Genomic DNA, 17,640 nt, shown 5'->3' with positions numbered 1-17,640 from the left:
GGGCGGCATGCCCCTGACATGGTGCCGCAGCGGAGATCATCGTAACCGTGTGATCGGATGAGCCGGTCGGCAGAGCCACTGCCCGATGGCGCAGACGCGCCGCAGGCCAGGGGGCCGCCGTCCGGCGGTTCTTGGGGAGAGGGATCGAAGAAAATGCAGGAATCCCCTGACACGGACAGGTGCGGAGCGCTCGGATGAAGAGCGAACAGCCGCCAGAGGCGACCCTGCCCGGACCGGTCCGGACCGGCGGCCCCGATCAGCAGGCGCCGGCCGGGGCGGCAGGTGTGCGCAGCGGCCGGTGGGTGAGCGTGACCGCGCCCCTCGCCCTGGTGACGCTCACCGCGGCCGACCCGTGCGACGCGTACGACCTATGCGACCCGCACGAGGGGACCGCCCATGCCGCGGCAACCGCAATCCGGGACGGTGAGCGTCCGCTCGCGGACCGTACCCGGAGTCCTCCCTGCCCCCCCGCAACCTGATCTTGCCTGCACGATGCCGTCGGCGAGGTCCCGCCCCCGTGCTTCCACCTGCACTTCCACCGAGATCGGGGAGACACCCCCTGGACGGCTCACCCGGGCTCCTCTACGAGAGCGAAAAAAATGTGGCCCGCGATGTCGAGAACCCGTGACCGGCTCCGTCCCTGCAGTGAATGCGACCACAATGGGCCGCACCAGCACCGAGGAGAATCACGATGGCCAAGTACCTGCTGCTCAAGCACTACCGCGGCGCTCCGGCTGCGGTGAACGATGTACCCATGGACCGGTGGACGCCGGAGGAGATCTCGGCCCACATGCAGTACATGCAGGACTTCGCGGACCGGCTCGAGGGGACCGGCGAGTTCGTCGGCGGTCAGGCGCTCGCCCCCGAGGGGACGTGGGTCCGGTACGACGGCGAGGGGCGCCCGCCGGTCACCGACGGTCCGTTCGCCGAGACCAAGGACCTCATCGCCGGCTGGATGGTGATCGACGTCGACAGCTATGAGCGCGCCGTCGAGCTGGCCGGGGAGCTGTCGGCCGCCCCCGGGGCGGGCGGGAAGCCGATCCACGAGTGGCTCGAAGTGCGTCCGTTCCTGACCGCGCCCCCCACCATCACGGAGTGACCCTGAGGTGAACGAGGTCCTGCTCCGGAGCCTCACACCGAGCGTGCTCGGGATCCTCGTCCGCCGCGGAGCCGACTTCGCGGCGGCCGAGGACGCCGTGCAGGACGCGCTGGTCGAGGCGATCCGCGTCTGGCCGGCCGATCCGCCCCGGGACCCGAAGGGCTGGCTGGTCACCGTGGCCTGGCGCCGGTTCCTCGACGCGACCCGCGCCGAGGCCGCCCGCCGCCGGCGCGAAGACCGCTTCGACGAGGAGCCGGCGCCCGGCCCCGTGCCCGCGGTGGACGACACGCTCCAGCTCTACTTCCTGTGTGCCCACCCGTCACTGTCGCCGTCCTCCGCGGTTGCCCTGACCCTGCGCGCCGTCGGCGGGCTGACCACCCGCCAGATCGCCCAGGCCTATCTGGTGCCCGAGGCGACCATGGCGCAGCGCATCAGCCGGGCCAAGCGCACCGTCTCCGGCACGGGGGTATCCCCTGCGCGAGCGAAGCCGGGGGCTCGGGGAAGGTTCGACCGGCCCGGCGACGTCGCCACCGTGCTCCGCGTCCTCTACTTGGTCTTCAACGAGGGCTACTCCGGCGACATCGACCTCGCCGCCGAGGCCATCCGGCTCACCCGGCAACTCGCGGCCCAGGTCGACCACCCCGAGGTGGCGGGGCTGCTCGCCCTCATGCTGCTCCACCACGCCCGGCGCGCCGCCCGGACCGCGCCCGACGGCAGCCTGGTGCCGCTCGCCGAACAGGACCGCGGCCGGTGGGACACCGGGTTGATCGCCGAGGGCATCGGGATCCTGCAGGCGGCCCTCGCCCGCGACCGGCTGGGTGAGTTCCAGGCCCAGGCCGCCATCGCGGCACTCCACGCCGACGCCCCCACCGCAGAGGAGACCGACTGGGTGCAGATCGTCGAGTGGTACGACGAGCTCGCGCGCCTGACCGACAGCCCGGTCGTCCGACTCAACCGCGCGGTGGCCGTCGGCGAGGCCGACGGACCGCGCGCCGGCCTGGCGGCACTCGCGGAGCTGGACGACTCCTCCCCCGGCACTTCCAGCAGGGGACACCCCGTGCCCCGTTACGCCGCGGTGGCGGCGTACCTCCACGAGCGCGACGGCGACCTGGCGACGGCGGCACGGCTGTACGCCGAGGCGGCCGCCCAGGCACCCAACCTCGCCGAGCGCGACCACTTGACGCGCCAGGCCGCCCGGCTCAACGCCCGCCGAGGCCCATGACGGCTCACGCTCGCCCCACCAAGACAGTCCGCCCGACACGGCAGTTGCCCATGTGGCTGTGACCTTCCCCGACTTGACCGCCCGCCCGGCGGTACGGAGCGAGGGTCCGCCAGGCAATACGGAGCGAAGGCCCGCCCGTTGATACGGAATGAGGACTCCCGCCGGTACGGAGCAGTGTGGGAGTGGCCGGATGTCGCACCCCAGTGGCCGCGCTTCCCTATCACGGGAGCGCGGTTTCCGTGTGATTTAGACAACTTGAGCGTGGGGAACTGGCACCCGGTACTACCCGCCGGTAAAAGCGAGCCTGCAGGTCCGAGGCGCAAAGCGGGCGGCCAGTATGGCGCGGCCGGATGAACTGGCGGCCCTCGGTGCCCGATTCGGGGCGTCGTGGAAGGCGGGGCGAGGGCATGGGGGACGGTGTATGACGGTGGGCCCGGCTAATGTGATGCCTTACCTCCAGCCAATGGGGCTTCAGCTCGCGGCTCCCGCGGGGCTGCGACAGTCCGGCCCTGGATTGGAGGTGGTGGCCGATGGGCGCTTGCCCGGATGGTTGCTGCTGCAGGCGCTGCACGTGGGAAGGCCATTTTCGGAAGGTCCGCTGGTTCGGTCCGCTCTTTGCGGCATTGAAGTTCCTGCGGGAGGCCTTTCAGCATCTCCACTGAGCAGTGTGGCCTCGGCTGGTGAGCCGAGGCCGCTGCAGCCGGGTCCTGTCTCCGCCGGGTTGGCGCCTAGGAGGCAGGGCCCTTCTTGGTTTTCGCTCAATCCGAAGCGCAAGCACTTCAGGTATTTAGTGATCTACGTCACCGACCGAGCGGTCAATGCCTCCATCTTGCCCTGGCGGCCGGGGTATTTCGAGCGGCACGCCAAGTCGATCGCCGTGAAGGGTTGGTTACAAGCGGTGATATTCCCTGTTCACGAACTGACTGGGATGGCGATGTGGCTCAAGTCACTCATCGAAAGTGGCATAGACCACAAGGGAGTTCGGATGTAATTCGTGTAATCGCTCATGCAAAGACAGTCCCCTGCAGGAGCCTGTTATGCAGAGATCCAAAAGGGGCGTTCGCCTTTGGTTCTAAAGCACAAGATCCACTTGCGGCGGTCTCGCGGTGGGGGCGCCGCAGGGGGCGACGCAGTCCGGCGCTGGTCGTCGCGCAGGCAAAGACCCTTGCCATCAGGAAGGGAAAGGGCAGGTTTCCCCCTTATGCGGCAGTTGAGAGCGGCTAACTGATCTGCCCGACGTGCTGCGGGAGTTGGGGGGAGGCGGGCCCACTCACCGGGCCTACTCACTGGCGGGGGAGCCGGCCTGACCCCCAGGCGGTGGTCGTCCCTGGCCTTCCGTCCCCGTCGGCGAGCCATCGAAGCCTTCGCGTGCCCGGAGGGCAGCCTGCCGCTGTGTGCCGGTCCAGCAGGGAGGACGGCACAGCCCTTAGGGTTTTGTCGCATGGCGAATGAATCCGTACGCGCCGAGCGGCTGCTGGAGGCCCAGGCCAAGGCCGAGGCGCTGTTCCACGAGATCGCGGCCCGCGGCCTGGTGGCCCCCGGCGAGAGCGAGCGCGCGGTCAGTGACCGTGTCCGTGACCTGGCAAACGAGATGTTCGGCACCACCCGCCACTGGCACAAACGGATCATCCGCTCCGGACCCCACACCCTCCACCCGTACCGGGAGAACCCGCCGGACCGCACCATCGGTGCCGACGACATCGCCTTCGCCGACTTCGGCCCGATCTTCGAGGAGTACGAAGCCGACTTCGGCCGCACTTACGTCCTGGGCGACGACCCCGTCAAACACCGCCTGCGCGACGACCTGCCCAAGATCTTCGCGGCCGGGCGCCAAGCCTTCGAGGCCGCCCCGGACATCACCGGCAAGCAGCTGTACGAGCGGGTCGAGGACCTTGCTGTCGAAGCCGGCTGGGCCCTGGGAGGGTGGCACGCGGGCCACCTGGTCGGAGAATTCCCGCACGAGAAGATCGACGGCGCCGACACCGAGTCCTACATCACCCCGGCCAACGACACCCCGATGCGGCGGACCGACAAGTCAGGCCGGCACTGCCACTGGATCCTGGAGATCCACCTCATCGACAGGGAACGGGAAATCGGCGGCTTCTACGAGCAGTTGCTGGACCTCGGCTGACGCGCCGCCTGCGGGCCGGGCCCCGGTGGACGCTCCGCTCACGGCCGATAGCGCTCCCCGGAACGAGGGGCGGGAAGGACAGGAAGGACGGGAAGGGCGAGACCGGGCCACCCCAGATTCAGGTTCAGGTTCAGGTTCAGAGGGACGGTGCCTGCTGCCAGGGTCCCGCCGGGTCGTCGTAGGCGGCGTCGTAGCCGTCGGTGGCGATGGGGGCCTGGAGAATGGCGTCCGGAACGGCGAAGGCCTCCACGAGGGTGAGCGCGTGGGGGGCCAGTGCGGCGCTGACGCGGTCGACGGCGGGGGCCAGATCCCGGGCCGCCTCGGCGGTGAGGTGGCCGTCCGCCAGCAGCAACCCTGCGTGGGGCGCGAGATGTTGCAGCGCGAACAGTGGGAAGACCTGCGCGAGCAGGCTGCGCGTGGCGGTGTCGCCGACGCGGCCCGCGGCGGCCAGGAATGCCTGGGCGGCGCGCCGGGTGGCATACGCGCCCACGAGGTCCAGGGCCGGGTTCACCGCGTGGTTCCAGCGGTCCATCGGGTCGGCGCCGGGGCGGCTGAGCCGGCCGCGGGCGTACCGGAAGCAGTACAGCTCGTGCCGCACGAGCAAGTCGAACAGGACGGCGCAGTCGGTCAGCGCGCCGGTGCGTACCGCGGGGGCCGGGGGAGGGCGGTAGCCGCGCCCGATCAGCATGTCGGCGCCGGCCTTCGTCCAGATGACCAGGTTGTCGCCTTCGGCGGTGATGGTGCTCTCGATCGGCGTCAGCAGATCGACGATCCGGTTGGTCGACAGCAGCCCCTGAGCCCCGCAGCGTTCCCGGCACTCGATCACGATGTCCCTGGCCTGCCACGTGATCCAGCCTTTCGCCGCGGCGACCAGAACCTCCGCGTCGGCCCGTTCGGCGGCGTCCGCGTCCGCGCAGCTGCGGGTGGTCTCGCGCAGCAGGAACGTCGCCGCGTAGGCGCGGGCCACGGCCCCGAGCAGCCTCGTCTGGTGGCAGCGGTAGGCAAAGACCGGGACGCCGGACCTGCTCGCCGGGGCGAAGGTGTGCCGGCGGTGGGCATACCGTACGGCGATGGTGAGACCCGCCCGGGCTCCGGCCAGGGCACCCGCGCTCAGGCAGAGTTTGCCCGTGGTGACGCGCTGGATGGACCGCAGGAACCGGCGCCGCCGGCTGCCGAGCGCGCTGTGGAAGGCCCCCTCCGTGGTCAGGTCCCCGTGGTCGCCGGCCAGCAGCGCCGTACGCGGGAGCACGACCCGGTCGAACGAGGTGATGGCGTGATCCACCGCGGACCCGGGTGTCTGGGGGAGCGGGCGCACCCGGATGCCGGGCAGCGGCCCGTGTTCGTCGCGCAGCGGAACGAGGAACAGGAACACGCCGCAATCCTGGTCGCGGACGGTCAGCCGGGCGGCGACCAGGCCGCTCTTGGGTCCGCCGGCGGGGCCGGTGTTGGGCATGAACTTCTGGGCGCCGCGCGAAGGGGTGTGCAGCACAAAGGTGTCGGTTTCCGGCTGGTAGGTCGCCGTGGTCTCCAACTCGGCCGCGTTGTTTCCGTAGCCGAGTTCGGTGATCAGCACGGTGCCGTACCGCCGCAGCCGGGTGAACGGTGTGAGGTCCACCGTGCGTCGCGGGTCGAGGCGGAGGAGGCTGCCCAGGAACAGGTTGTAGTGGATGGTCGCCAGAGTGGTCAGCGTGCCGTCGACCACTCCCAGCCATTCGTGCAGTGAAACCAGTTGGTCAGTTGCGCTGACCAAGTCCTCGACGTCGTCGATTTCTTCGTTCACGACCCGTAAACGCTCATAAGCGAGGTCGGTACGTTCTGAAGATGACAACCCGTCGCGGTAGCGGAAAATTTCCCGGCGGAAAAGTATCGTCCATGGCTTGTGCAGATCGTCGAAACGCCCGTCGAAGAGCACATCGTTCAGCATCTGCACTCGGTTCACCGGGGCGGCTGTGGTGTCCGCCGTAGTGCACGTGCCCGTTTCCGCCACCGCGATCAGGTCCAATGTGGGATTACCTCACAGTGCGCCGAAGAGCAGATGACTTGCGGTGTCGGCCGGGTCCTCATTGCAGTAGTACTGGGTGGCGGCGGCCATCAGCTGGTTCTTCGTCAGCTGTCCGCTCTGCTCGGTGAGCCGGTCGAAGGATGCCCCGGCCTCGGGGGCCCGGACGCCGATGGCGGCGAGGACCGTGACGAAGTCCTCCCTGCCGACCAGGCCGTCGTCATCCCTGTCGGCGAGGTGGAAACCGGCCTGGTAGAGCGGTCCGACCAGCGTGTCGAAAGTGTTGCTCACCTGGTGCAGGGCCTGGTGGAACTCGTCCTTGCTGATCCGGCCGTCGCCGTCGGCGTCGGCGGTATCACGCAGCGCCCGCCAGTAGTTCCTCATCTCGTCGGCGTACTTCTCGCCCTTTTCCGTGCGTTCCTCGTCGGTGGCGGTCAGTACTCGGCCGGCCATCAGCTCGAAGTCGTTTTCGGCGATCACCCCGTCGCCGTTGGTGTCCAGCAAGGAGAAGAGCTTTTCGTACTTCTGATCCAGTAGTGCGCCCACGTGGCTCTCCCATTCCGGTAGTTCACCCGAAGCGGGTTCGAGAATACGGGGGGCGATCGGGTGAATCCATCCGCTGTGGGGACCTCGTTCGGGTGAAGTGCGGCTGTCGTACTTGACGTCGTTTCCGAATGATTTCCTCCGCTCGGGGCGGGTGGAATAGCACCCCCCAAGGCGGCCGTGCCGTCCTTCCACGGCTGCAGGGGAAACCGGGCTCAAGCGACTGGGGAGTCCGGGGAGTGCGAGGAGTCCGGGGTTTGTGGGGAGTGCGGAGTTTCGACGCGGGGCGGCATCCACAGCGCGGCGGCGAGGGAGGCGAGGAGGGCCAGTGCCGCAGCCACCGCGAAGGCCAGGGCAAAGCCGGGGGCGCCGCCGCGGGCCTCGGCGAGGGTGGTGAGCACGGCGATGCCGAGTGCCGTGGCCACCTGTCGGGTCGTGTTGAGCAGGCCCGAGGCGAGCCCGGTCATCGAGGGGTCGATACCGCTGGTGGCCGCCACGGTGATGGGCGTGAATGCCACTCCGGCGCCGAGGCCGAACAGCAGCGCAGGCGGCGCGATGTCCACCAGGAATGCGCTGTGGGCCCCGATGCCCGACAGCCACAGGAAGCCGGCGGCTGCGACGGCCGTTCCCACGGCAGCGGTGCGGCGGGTGCCCCAGCGCGGGGTCAGGCGCCCGGCCAGGTGAGCGCCGATCATGACGGCGAAGGCGGTCGGCAGGAAGCCGAACCCCGCGCGGGTGGGGCTGTAGTGGAGCACCTGTTGCAGATAGAGCGCGAGCAGTACGGGGCTGGCGAGGTAGGCGACGCCCAGACCGAAGACGACCGCGTTGGCGCTGCTGACCGAGCGGTAGGTGAAGATACGCAGCGGTACGAGGGGTTCGCGAGCCCAGCGGCCCTGATGGACGAGGAAGAGCGCGAGCAGCGCCACGCCGCCGCCCAGGCCGGCGAACGCCGCCCCCCGCGTGCCGGGTGCGCGCACCGCCACGACGCCGTAGATGAGGGCGGCGAGACCGGCCGTCACCAGGAGCGCCCCGAGCAGGTCGACGTGACGGCGCCCGGTGCCCGGCCCGGTGGAGGCTGCCCGGCGGGGCAGCACCAGCCATCCGGCCACAGCGATGGCGAGACCCAGGGGGACCTTGACCCAGAACACCGCGCGCCAGCCGAGCGCATCGGTGAGAGCCCCGCCCGACACCGTTCCGGCGGCGGCGCCGACCGCGCCCACCATGCTCCACAGGCTCAGTGCGCGGGCACGCCGTACGGGGTCGCGGTACGCCTGGTGCACAACGGTCAGCGTCGCGGGCATCAGGAGCGCCCCGCCGATGCCCTGCAGGGCGCGGGCGGTCACCAACGGGGCCGGACCGCCGGCCAGGCCGGACCACACATTGCCGAGGGTGAAGATCACAAGACCCGTCACCAGCAGCAGGCGGGTGCCGAAGAGGTCGGCTAACCGCCCGCCGAGCAGTAGGAAACCGGCGAAGGTCAGGGTGTAGGCGTTCACCACCCAGCCCAGTCCCGCACCGCCGAAGCCGAGTTCGGACCCGACGGCGGGCAGGGCGACGGAGACGATCGTGGCGTCGAGGACGACCAGGAACATTGCGCCGCAGGCGAGCAGCAGGAGCAGCCCGGGAGGTGCGGCGGCCCTCGCGGGGCGCCTGGTCGTTCCGTTCCGGGGGCGCGCGTCCTGTTCCGTGCGTACGGACACAGCACTCCCTCCTTTCGGCATGAGGAAACCGGAGAAGCAGAGGTGAGTTCGGCGAGCCGAGTCGCCAAGTTAGGTGAGACTAACCCAATAGAGACCGTTGGTCACTACTGCGTGGGGAGCGGTCGCGGACGGGGGGCCGTCACCGACAGGGGTGGCCGTCAGCGGGAGCCCCCGGCGGGTCGGTAAGGTCCGGAGCATGACTGGTCCTGGCAAGCGGCCCGGCCCGCCCGCGCGACTGAGCAGGGGCGCGATCGTGGCGGCCGCGCTCGCGTCCGGCGACCTGGAGTCGCTGTCCATGCGGCAGTTGGCGGCCCGCCTCGGGGTCTCGCACTCCGCCCTCTACCGCTGGGTTCCGGGGCGGGAAGGCGTCATCGACCTGATCAGTGAGACGTTGATCGACCGCATCGTCCCCACCGATGCACCCACGCCGGGCAATTGGCGTGCGTGGCTGGGGCGCCTCGCCTGGGCCGCACACGACGAGTTCCTTGCCACTCCCGGCTACGCCACCCGCATCTCCCGCCCCCACCGGCACACCCGCGGCTTCTTCAAGATGCGGGACGCCGTTGTCGCTGCGTTCCGTGCGGGCGGCGCGGACCCGGAGTCGGCCGAGCAGAGCTGGTACGTGTTCGGAACCGTGCTCGTCACCTGGCTCGGCGCGCAGGAGCAGCGGCTTCTCGGCGACGCGCCGCTTCGGTTCGACCTCTTCCTGGACAGCCTGCTGCGGGGCCTGCCGGTGCGGGAGGCCGCTGAGTACGGCGGCCGGCCGTCCGCTGAGTGCGGCACTCGGCCGTCCGCTGAGTACGGCGCTCAGTCGTCCGCCGAGTATGGCGCCCGGCCGTCCGCCATTGACGAGTAGGGCGGCACCCGCTCCACGGGCCGAGTCGGCTGCCTGCCTGTCCCGTGCGGGGGCGAGTGCCCCCACCGCGTCGTACCGCTGACGCCCGTCCTGCGCCGCACCGCGGACCGTCGCACCGCGCATGCCCGCACCGAGAAAGCCCGCACCGCGCATGCCTGCGCCGTGGGCTCCTGCGCCGTTCCCGCACCGCCCCCCCCGGCCGCCCTGCGCCGCGGACAAGCGTGCCACCACCATCTTGCTTGGGTGAGCAAACCCCGCTACCTCCTTGCTCATGCAAGCAAGGAACAGCACAGCCAAGCAAAAGGCGGCACGCAAGACCAAGGCTTCCTTCACCGAGACGGGCCGCCGCGCGCAGATCGTCGCCGCGGCGATCGATGTCATCGCCGATGTCGGGTACCACCGGGCCTCGTTCGCGAAGATCGCGGAGCGCGCCGGGCTGAGCAGCACGGGGATGATCTCCTACCACTTCGACGGGCGGGACGACCTGATGCGCGAGGTCGTCGCCGAGGTGATGCGGCTCGCGGAGGGGTACATCCGCCCCCGCATCGAGGCCCACGAGAGCTATGCGGCCCGCCTGCGCGCCTCTATCGAAGGCAACCTCGACCTGTGCGCCGAGTACCCGAACCACCTCGCGGCGATCGTCGAGATCCTTGCCAACCTCCGCGGCGGCGACCCCGGCATGGTCGCTTTCCTCGACTCGACGGAGGCGAACCTCGCCGTCCAGGTGGAGCAGATCCGCAAGGCGCAGCGCGCGGGCGAGTTCTGCGACTTCGACCCCTGGGTGATGATGCGGGCGATCCGCGCCGCCATCGACGACGTGGTGCGCCGCGCCACCCACGATCCCGATCTCGACGTGCGGGCCGCCGGCCGGGAGCTGGCGGACCTGTTCGACCGCGCCACCAGGAACACGTCATGACCACAGCGGACACGGGGGCACACATCATGGCAACGCACCAGGCACCGCAGACCGACACGGACGGCGCCGCCGCGGCGACCGCCCGACGCCGCACGGCGGCGCTGCGCCGCCGGCTCGCCGCACAACTGCTCTTCGAGCTGGTCATCCCGCTCGGCTCCTACTACGGGCTGCGGGCGGCCGGAGCAGGCCAGTGGCTCTCGATGGTCGTCGGAGGTGTCCTGCTCCTGCCGTGGATCGGCTACGGCATCGTGCGGCAGCGCCGCGTCGAAGCGATGGCGGTGTTCACACTGAGCCTGGTGGTGGCCGGAACGCTGCTGTCGCTGATCACCGGCAGTCCGCGGGTGCTGATGATCCGGGACAGCTGGCTGACCGCCGCGATCGGGCTCTGGGTGCTCGGCACGCTGCTCACCCGGCGCCCGTTCATCATGACGGCCTCGCGCGGCATCGTCATCGCCAAGGTCGGCGAGGCCGGACTGGCGGCCTGGGAGGCGCGGTGGGACGAGGAGCCGGCGTTCCGTCACCACCTGCGACTGGTCACGGCGGTGTGGGGAGCGGTCTTCCTGCTCGACGCGCTGCTGCGGGTCGTGCTGGTGTACACGATCCCGCTGGACGCCTTCCCGCTCACCAGCACCGTGCTCTGGCTGGTGATGCTCGGCGGGCTGTTCGCGTTCCACAACTGGTACCTCACCCGGCACGGCCTGAAGTTGTAGGGGAGCCGTGGACACCGATATCGAAGTACTCATCGTGGGGGCCGGCCCGACCGGCCTGTTGCTCGCCAACGAGCTGGACTGGCCGGAGTGCGGACGGCGATCGCGGAGCGGCTGCCCCACCGCAGCGGCCAGTCCAAAGCGCTGAATCTGCAGCCGCGCACCGCCGAGGTCCTGGACTGCCGGGGCTGGCTGGAGCCCGTACTGGACCGGCCGCTGGCCCTCCTTCCCGCCGGCCACTTCGCCGGACTGCCGCTCGACTACGGCGCGCTGGACACCCCGTTCCCGCACCAGGTCGGCATCCCGCAGGCCCGGGTCGAGGAGTTCCTGGAGGACCACCTTGCCGAGTACGGCGTCCCGGTGCTGCGAGGCCGGGAGCTGACGTCGTTCCGGCAGGACGCGGACGGTGTCACCGCCACCCTCCTCGGACCCGATGGCGCCGAGCGCACCGTCCGGGCCCGGTACCTGGTGGGCGCGGACGGCGGACGCAGCACGGTGCGGCGCGTCCTGGACATGCCGTTCCCGGGACAGGACGGCCGGATCGGCATGGCCGTCGCGGACGTCGAACTCGCTGCCGGCGTCAAACCTGTCGCTGATGTCGAACCCGTCGCTGATGTCGAACGCCTCGCTGGTGTCGAACCCGTCGGCGATGTTGAACGCGTCGGCGATGCCGCACCGGTCGCTGACAGCGAACTGGTCGGTGACGCCGAACTCGTCGGCGGAAGGACTCCGTGGCGCGGAGCCGAATCCGGCGGTCCCGGCGAACCCTGGCGACTCCCCGACCTCAGCCCGAACCCCGCGGGTGTCGCTTTCCCGGTCCCGCTCGGCGGTGGCGTGCACCGGCTGGTCTTCGGCGGCCCTGAGCAGCCGTCTCGGAACGTTGAACGCAGCGTAGAGGGGGTGGGGGCCCACCTGGCGTGGCGGTGATCGTCCGACCCGACGTTGATCGTCCGGCCCGACGAAGAGTCCGACACCGTCGTGGTGGTGCGCGTCGACGACGGCCTCAACTTCGGGCTCTACGCCGTGCGCACTCCGAGAAGCTGCCGCAGTACGGCTCGGGAGACCGCTCCCGCCGCTGAGGCCCCCGCGCCACTGCTGAGACCGCTCTTGCGCTGCTGAGGCCGAGGCCGCAGCGTGCCGTCAGCAACTCAGCAACTCAGCAACTCAGCAACTCAGCAACTCAGCGCCGCAGCAACTCGGCAACTCAGCAGCGGAAGTCGCTCGACGGCAGGAGCGACCTGATCGGGGGTTGGAAGCCAAACTTCTGGCCGGGGTTCAGCCGGTGCTTGCTGCCCTGGTAACCGGGCTTGGTCCAAAGGCACCAGTACTCGCTGGTGCGGTTCCACGCGGACCATCCTCCCTTGGGGAGATTCTGCAGCGCCGTGTCGCGGGTGCCCTTCGTGTAGGAGGCCCTGGCGCCCTCCTGCTGCCCGCGCGCGTACAGGCAGAAGTGCTCGATGGCGCAGGCTTCGGCATGGTGCTTCGGCGTGGCAACGCCGGCAGGTGCGGTGAGGAGGACGAGGGTGGCCGCGAGGGCGGCGCCCCTGCGGATCGTGTTCGCGAGCACGGCAGTGGACTCCCATTCGGTGGCGATCTTCACCAGCATCGTTGCGGAGAAACAATGCCCCCGCTATCACCCCGAAGGGCGAAAAATGGGCAGGTGGCGATGGGTCAGGCGGCGAAGGGCCGGCCCCTGAGCGACAGGGATCAGCTCAGGCAGGATGGGTTCCATGACGGGTGGGAGAGACGAGCTCGCGGAGCTGCTGCAGCGTGCCGGGCTGGAAATCGTGGAGGGTCTGCCGACCGAAGAGGTGCTGCCGCCCCGGGCCGCGTGGCGCCCGGTGGTGTCCTTCGAGGCCGAGCCGACCGTGGCCGTGCGCCTTGACCGGCCGGACCCGGTCGCCGAGTTGAATGACCAATGGCACCGACTCGCGGTCAAGGCCGGGATCATCGGCAAGGACGGCGTATTCCTCATCGACGTCGCAGGCAACGGGACGGGCTGCGCCCCCAGGGCCTGGACGCGGGTCCGGCTCGCCGCTCCATGGGACCTCGCGGGCGTGCTGGGGGAGCGGCCCGGCCGGCCGGAGTTCGTCACGCTCTCGACGGACGGGAACACCCTGCTCGGGGCGACTTCCGAGGAGTACGAGGTCTGGCTCATCGCAGTGGACCGGATCAGGGAGCGGCAGGAAGCCGCCGCGCAGGCAAAGGCCCAGGAGTCCCCCGAGGAGCGGGCCGCAGCCTGGGCCTCTCTGCTTCAAGGGCCGGGCCCTACGGCCAGGTTGCGAGAGTTGTGGGCGCATGGGCTTGCGCGCAACCCGTCCACGCCCGATGACCTACGCGCCGGCCTGCTGGGCCTGTCACATTCCGTTCTGCGGAGCCCGTTGCCCACGGCCGTCGTGGAGGCGGCAATAAACCACCCCGAGTGGAAAGTGCGGGGACTGCTGGCCGAGGCCCAGCCGAACCTCACAGTCGAGCAATGGACTCGACTGATCCTTGGCGAGCACGACTCCCGCCATCGATCGATCCTCACGATGCTCGCGGCGGACCGGCGTGCCGAGCTCACCGAAACCGCCTACGAACAGCTCGCCGCCGACCCCTCCACTCAGGTGCGCGAAGCGACCGCTCGTCTCCCCAAACTTCCCCCACGGATGGTGACCGCCCTGGCCGCCGATCCTGACCCGGCCGTGCGTGCCGCGGCCTGCCCGAGGGCCTGGCCTCACTTGGACGGCCCGGCCCGGCGCAGGCTCCTGGACGACCCCGATGCCAAGGTCCGCGCCGAGGCCCTGCTCCAGCACCACCGGGACCACCCGATGCCCCTCTCGGTCTTCGACTCCGGGAATCTCAAAGAACGCGCCCTGGAGACCTGCCGCCTGGAACGCGGCGTCGCCGAAGACCTGGCACGCCGTGGTGAGCCGGCCCAGCGCTGCTCGCTTGCCGGCAACCCCTACTTGGACCCGGCCCTGGTCGAGCGCCTTGCCCAGGATCCCGACGAGGACGTCCGCTCCGTAGTGGCCACCAGGTCCGACCTCACCGAGGAACAGCGGGCAGGCATCCGCATCACCATCGCCCCGCACGGCCACTGCTCCCCGCTCCGTTGGGTCATGGCGCTGCACGACGATCCCGACGCCATGCGCCGCCTGGCCGCCTCCTCCCATCCCCTCGTGCGCAGAAGCGTCGCCCGCGCCCGGCGCCTTCCGCCCGACGTCGTCGAACGCCTCGCCCGGGACGAAGACCGTGTCGTACAGCTCTTCCTCGCCGAATCCTGCGACGACGCACCCGCCGATATGCTGCTCGAGGTCTGGCAATGGTGGACCGGCAGCTTCAGCTTCCCCGACCGCCCCCACAGCCACCCGAACTTCCCCCGCCGTGACCTCCTGCGCCACGCCGACGACCCGAACCCGCGCATGCGTCAACTAGCCCTCGATGACCCCGAATCGACGACCGAGCTGGTGGAGCGGTTCAGCCGGGACGCCGCAGCGGAGGTACGGCTGCGGGCAGCAACCGACCCCCGGCTGACGGTAGCCTCGGCCGTGCGGATGCTCGACGATCCGCACGAGCGAGTACGTCACGCGGCCGCCATGCACCCCCAGTTGCCCGCCCGAGTACTGGTCCAGCTGCTGCGTGACAGGGACACCGCGCAAGCCGCAGCCCAGCACCCGATGCTGCCCGTCGCTGTGATGGAGCGGATGACCCAGTGATGTCGGCCCCAACCTCGCTGGTGCTCCCGTGCTCCCGTGCTCCCGTGCTCCCGTGTGCTCGTGGTCTTGTGGTCTTGTGGTTTTGTGCTGGTGTTCCGCGACCACCGAACGTGATCGAAACTAGGGTGGTCCGATGCCGCTTGTGGAAGTGACCTATGCGCCGGGAGTCGCCGAATCGAAGCTCCGAGAACTGGGGTCGGTGCTGCCGCACCTGGTGTCCGAGGCCGTGGAGTGTCCCGAGGAACCGTACGACGGGGATTTGCAGCCGGGCGATGTGGAGATTCGCTTCCGGGAGCTGGGCCCGTTGGACCGGAGCGGTTTGGACGTGGTGATCGAGGTGAGGTCCAAGTGGTTCGAGAGCAGGGCCGCCAACCGCCAGGAACGCGTGGACAGGCTTCACCGGGACGTCAGCACTACGACCGGACTCAGCGACTTCGGCGTCTACTTGTCACTCGCGTCAGCTGCGTGGTCACAGGGAGACTAGGGGGCGTCTGAAGCAGCCCGGTGCAGCATCGGGGTCGCGCGACGCTGGATATCTCTTGGGGCTGGTGGGGTTCTGGCGGGGTTCTGACTGGGCTCCGAAGGGGGATCTGATGGGGCTCTGGCGGGGTTGTCACTAGGCCAACCCCTGTTCACAGTACGGAACTTCGGGGCACGGTGGTCTGCTACATCCGCCCCCGGACCAGGACGGCTCTTGTCCGCTAGCGCGAGCCGGTTCACAGGATGGCGGCCCCGTTCACCGGCCCTCGACACCCTCGGCTTTCTCCGCCTTCTCCGCCTTCTCCGCCATCTCGGCCTTCTCGACCTTCTGGGCGGTGTTGAGGTCCCGCGCGACGATGCCCTCCATATGACGCGCGAAGACGGTCGCGGCCTCGGGGTTCATCCGGCTCAACGCGACCATGCCGCTGACGATGACATCGCAGATCTCGGCCTCGACGTCCTCCCAGGTGTGCGAGTGACCCTTCCGAGGGTTCTGCCCCATGGCCCCGATCACGGCCTCGGCGACCTCGCCGGCCTCCTCCTGGATCTTCAGCAGCTGCAGCAGGATGCGCTGTTCGCGAGGGAGCGTGGAGTGCTCCTCCAGGCGGCCGGCAAGGCGGGCGATTGTCTCCCAGATCTCGGTCATCTGTGTCTCGATTCATCTCGTACGGTCGGAGTTCAGCCGGTCAGGGAGCATGAGCGTCACCGCCGGGAGTAGCGCCCCCGGTCTGTGGGCGCATGCCGGGGCGGGCGGCCGACGATGCTTACCGGTCCTTGGCCAGGGGTACGAGTTGCACGATCCCGGTCGGGTGCAGGTCTTCGCCCTGGAAAGGTCACCATGTTCAGGCTCCGGGGTGAAGATGTGATGTGAAGCTTCACCTTGACCGTGGACACCTGGAGACTGGGACATGAGGCTCCAGCGGTAGTGGTGCCAGGCCAGGCGGGAAGCCAGGCCGGAAGCCAGGTGGGAAGCAAGGACAACCGCAGCAAGCCGTGACCGGTGCTTGCATGCCAGGAACCGGGGTTCGCTCGCTGGTGATCTGGGAGGGGACGTTCGTGAGGATCGGGTCCGCGACGCGGCCTGAACGTGTTGCTGTCATCGGTGTGGGCATCCTCGGGGCCAGCGTGGGCTGGAACCTGTCCCGGCAGGGCGCCAAGGTGGTCTTCGTCGACGCAGGCCGACCGGGCGAAGGCGTCACCAACTGGTCCTTCTCGTGGGTCAACGCCAGCAACAAGACCGCGCGCAAATCCTACTTCGACCTGAACGTCGCGGGCATGGCAGCACACCGTGAGCTTGCCGCGACCATCGGGCCGGACTCGTGGTGGTATCCCAGCGGCCACCTGCGCTGGGCAGACGAACCCGCAGCGGAGGCGACACTCCTCGAAACGGCCGGACTGCTGGCCGGCTGGGACTACCGGGTCGAGGTACGAACGGGAGCCGAGGTGCGCCGTCACCTCGAACCTGCTCTCACGGTGCCCGACGAGGTTCCGGTCCTGTTCTACCCCGACGAAGCCTGGGTGCACGGGCGTCACCTCGTCGGCCGCCTGGTCCGCCAGGCCGTTGCATCCGGCGCCGAGCACCGGTCCGGCACCGCGGCCTCAGACATCGCCACCGGTGCCGACGGAAGTATCCGGACAGTTGCTCTCTCCGATGGGAGCCGTCTCGACGTCGACATCGTCGTGAATGCAGCCGGCCCCAGCGCCTCCCACGTCGCCGGGCTCATCAAACGGCATTTGCCGATGCGCCGGGAACCCGGCGCCGTCGCCCGGATCGACTGTGCTCAGGTCCCGGTTCACCGGGCCATGCACGCGCCTCACATCGAGATCCGCCCTGACGGGGACGCTTCGGTGGTCCTGCACAGCCGCGAGGTCGACGCACTCATCGACACAGGCGAAGAGCCGGCGGACCTCGCACGGCTGCTCCACGAATCGGCACGGCACGTCGTTCCCGCGCTCGGCAACTCCCGCATCGCACAGACACGAGTAGTCGACCGGCCCATCCCGGCCGATGGATTCCCCTCGGTGGGAGCGGTGCCGTCCGTGCCCGGCTATTACGAGGCCGTTTCCCACAGCGGCATCACACTCGGGCCGGTCATCGGCCGACTGCTTGCTTCGGAGATCCTCAGCGGGAAGAGGGACGAGATGCTTGCGGACTTCCGCCCGGAGCGGTTCTCCCCGTGACGGCTCGGGCAAGCGGGTGCCAGTACCGCATGGGTGGCCAGGTCTGATCACCGACAGCCATGGCTCTACGAGTTCTCGACTCGGGTCATGCGCCGTAGGCTCGCCCGG

16 protein-coding genes are annotated in these 17,640 nt (G+C 69.7%); 11 read left to right on the top strand and 5 right to left on the bottom strand.

Annotated features, from left to right (window positions below; genetic code table 11):
* Positions 1-691: 691 nt before the first annotated feature.
* The 3 genes from ABR737_RS08030 (at position 692) to ABR737_RS08020 (ending at position 4,452) form a co-directional block, all read left to right on the top strand.
* Positions 692-1,099: a YciI family protein gene (locus ABR737_RS08030; protein WP_350249490.1), complete on the top strand. Its 408-nt coding sequence runs from the start codon at positions 692-694 to the stop codon at positions 1,097-1,099.
* 7 nt (positions 1,100-1,106) lie between these two features.
* On the top strand, positions 1,107-2,321 hold the full coding sequence (locus tag ABR737_RS08025) for an RNA polymerase sigma factor (protein WP_350249489.1): 1,215 nt from the start codon (positions 1,107-1,109) through the stop codon (positions 2,319-2,321).
* Positions 2,322-3,762: 1,441 nt separating this feature from the next.
* The gene (locus tag ABR737_RS08020; RefSeq protein WP_350249488.1) at positions 3,763-4,452 is read left to right on the top strand and encodes a M24 family metallopeptidase; all 690 of its coding nucleotides are present in this window, start codon (positions 3,763-3,765) and stop codon (positions 4,450-4,452) included.
* 136 nt (positions 4,453-4,588) lie between these two features.
* On the opposite strand, the gene ABR737_RS08015 is transcribed toward ABR737_RS08020, so the two are convergent.
* The 3 genes from ABR737_RS08015 to ABR737_RS08005 all read right to left on the bottom strand — a co-directional run bounded on the left by ABR737_RS08015 (position 4,589) and on the right by ABR737_RS08005 (position 8,694).
* Positions 4,589-6,232 carry an acyl-CoA dehydrogenase family protein gene (locus ABR737_RS08015; protein ID WP_350249487.1) on the bottom strand — a complete coding sequence of 548 codons (1,644 nt, stop codon included), beginning with the start codon at positions 6,230-6,232 and terminating at the stop codon, positions 4,589-4,591.
* Between the two features lie 234 nt (positions 6,233-6,466).
* The gene (locus ABR737_RS08010) at positions 6,467-6,997 is read right to left on the bottom strand and encodes an EF-hand domain-containing protein (RefSeq protein WP_350249486.1); all 531 of its coding nucleotides are present in this window, start codon (positions 6,995-6,997) and stop codon (positions 6,467-6,469) included.
* A gap of 212 nt (positions 6,998-7,209) precedes the next feature.
* Complete coding sequence (locus ABR737_RS08005; RefSeq protein WP_350249485.1) at positions 7,210-8,694, bottom strand: DHA2 family efflux MFS transporter permease subunit; 1,485 nt, start codon at positions 8,692-8,694, stop codon at positions 7,210-7,212.
* 196 nt (positions 8,695-8,890) lie between these two features.
* On the opposite strand from ABR737_RS08005, the gene ABR737_RS08000 reads away from it, so the two are divergent.
* The 5 genes from ABR737_RS08000 to ABR737_RS07980 all read left to right on the top strand — a co-directional run bounded on the left by ABR737_RS08000 (position 8,891) and on the right by ABR737_RS07980 (position 12,100).
* Complete coding sequence (locus ABR737_RS08000; RefSeq protein WP_350249484.1) at positions 8,891-9,550, top strand: TetR/AcrR family transcriptional regulator; 660 nt, start codon at positions 8,891-8,893, stop codon at positions 9,548-9,550.
* 271 nt (positions 9,551-9,821) lie between these two features.
* Entirely contained in the window at positions 9,822-10,466 is a 645-nt protein-coding gene (locus tag ABR737_RS07995; protein ID WP_350249483.1) for a TetR/AcrR family transcriptional regulator, read from the top strand.
* Entirely contained in the window at positions 10,463-11,176 is a 714-nt protein-coding gene (locus ABR737_RS07990) for a VC0807 family protein (RefSeq protein WP_350249482.1), read from the top strand. The genes ABR737_RS07995 and ABR737_RS07990 overlap by 4 nt, the downstream gene beginning before the upstream one ends.
* Before the next feature lie 7 nt (positions 11,177-11,183).
* The gene (locus tag ABR737_RS07985) at positions 11,184-11,321 is read left to right on the top strand and encodes an FAD-dependent monooxygenase (RefSeq protein WP_350249481.1); all 138 of its coding nucleotides are present in this window, start codon (positions 11,184-11,186) and stop codon (positions 11,319-11,321) included.
* The gene (locus ABR737_RS07980; RefSeq protein WP_350249480.1) at positions 11,264-12,100 is read left to right on the top strand and encodes an FAD-dependent monooxygenase; all 837 of its coding nucleotides are present in this window, start codon (positions 11,264-11,266) and stop codon (positions 12,098-12,100) included. Before ABR737_RS07985 ends, ABR737_RS07980 begins: the two co-directional genes overlap by 58 nt.
* A 277-nt stretch (positions 12,101-12,377) precedes the next feature.
* On the opposite strand, the gene ABR737_RS07975 is transcribed toward ABR737_RS07980, so the two are convergent.
* Complete coding sequence (locus tag ABR737_RS07975; protein ID WP_350249479.1) at positions 12,378-12,779, bottom strand: peptidase inhibitor family I36 protein; 402 nt, start codon at positions 12,777-12,779, stop codon at positions 12,378-12,380.
* 124 nt (positions 12,780-12,903) lie between these two features.
* Between ABR737_RS07975 and ABR737_RS07970 the strand changes: the two genes are divergently transcribed.
* A complete protein-coding gene (locus tag ABR737_RS07970; RefSeq protein WP_350249478.1) occupies positions 12,904-14,871 on the top strand; it encodes a PE-PGRS family protein in 1,968 nt (655 codons plus the stop codon).
* A 133-nt stretch (positions 14,872-15,004) separates the two neighbouring features.
* Positions 15,005-15,355, top strand: a complete 351-nt coding sequence (locus ABR737_RS07965; RefSeq protein ID WP_350249477.1) for a hypothetical protein — start codon at positions 15,005-15,007, stop codon at positions 15,353-15,355.
* Between the two features lie 252 nt (positions 15,356-15,607).
* On the opposite strand, the gene ABR737_RS07960 is transcribed toward ABR737_RS07965, so the two are convergent.
* Positions 15,608-15,997 carry a MazG-like family protein gene (locus tag ABR737_RS07960; protein WP_350249476.1) on the bottom strand — a complete coding sequence of 130 codons (390 nt, stop codon included), beginning with the start codon at positions 15,995-15,997 and terminating at the stop codon, positions 15,608-15,610.
* Between the two features lie 362 nt (positions 15,998-16,359).
* Here ABR737_RS07960 and ABR737_RS07955 point away from each other — a divergent pair, with 362 nt between their 5' ends.
* Positions 16,360-17,532, top strand: coding sequence for an NAD(P)/FAD-dependent oxidoreductase (locus ABR737_RS07955; RefSeq protein WP_350249475.1), 1,173 nt, complete (start codon positions 16,360-16,362; stop codon positions 17,530-17,532).
* The last annotated feature ends 108 nt before the right edge of the window (positions 17,533-17,640 follow it).

This window comes from Streptomyces sp. Edi2, from assembly GCF_040253635.1.
GTDB lineage: Bacteria > Actinomycetota > Actinomycetes > Streptomycetales > Streptomycetaceae > Streptomyces.
Note: the sequence above shows the minus strand (reverse complement) of the source record. Positions and strands in the feature narration are given on the sequence as shown.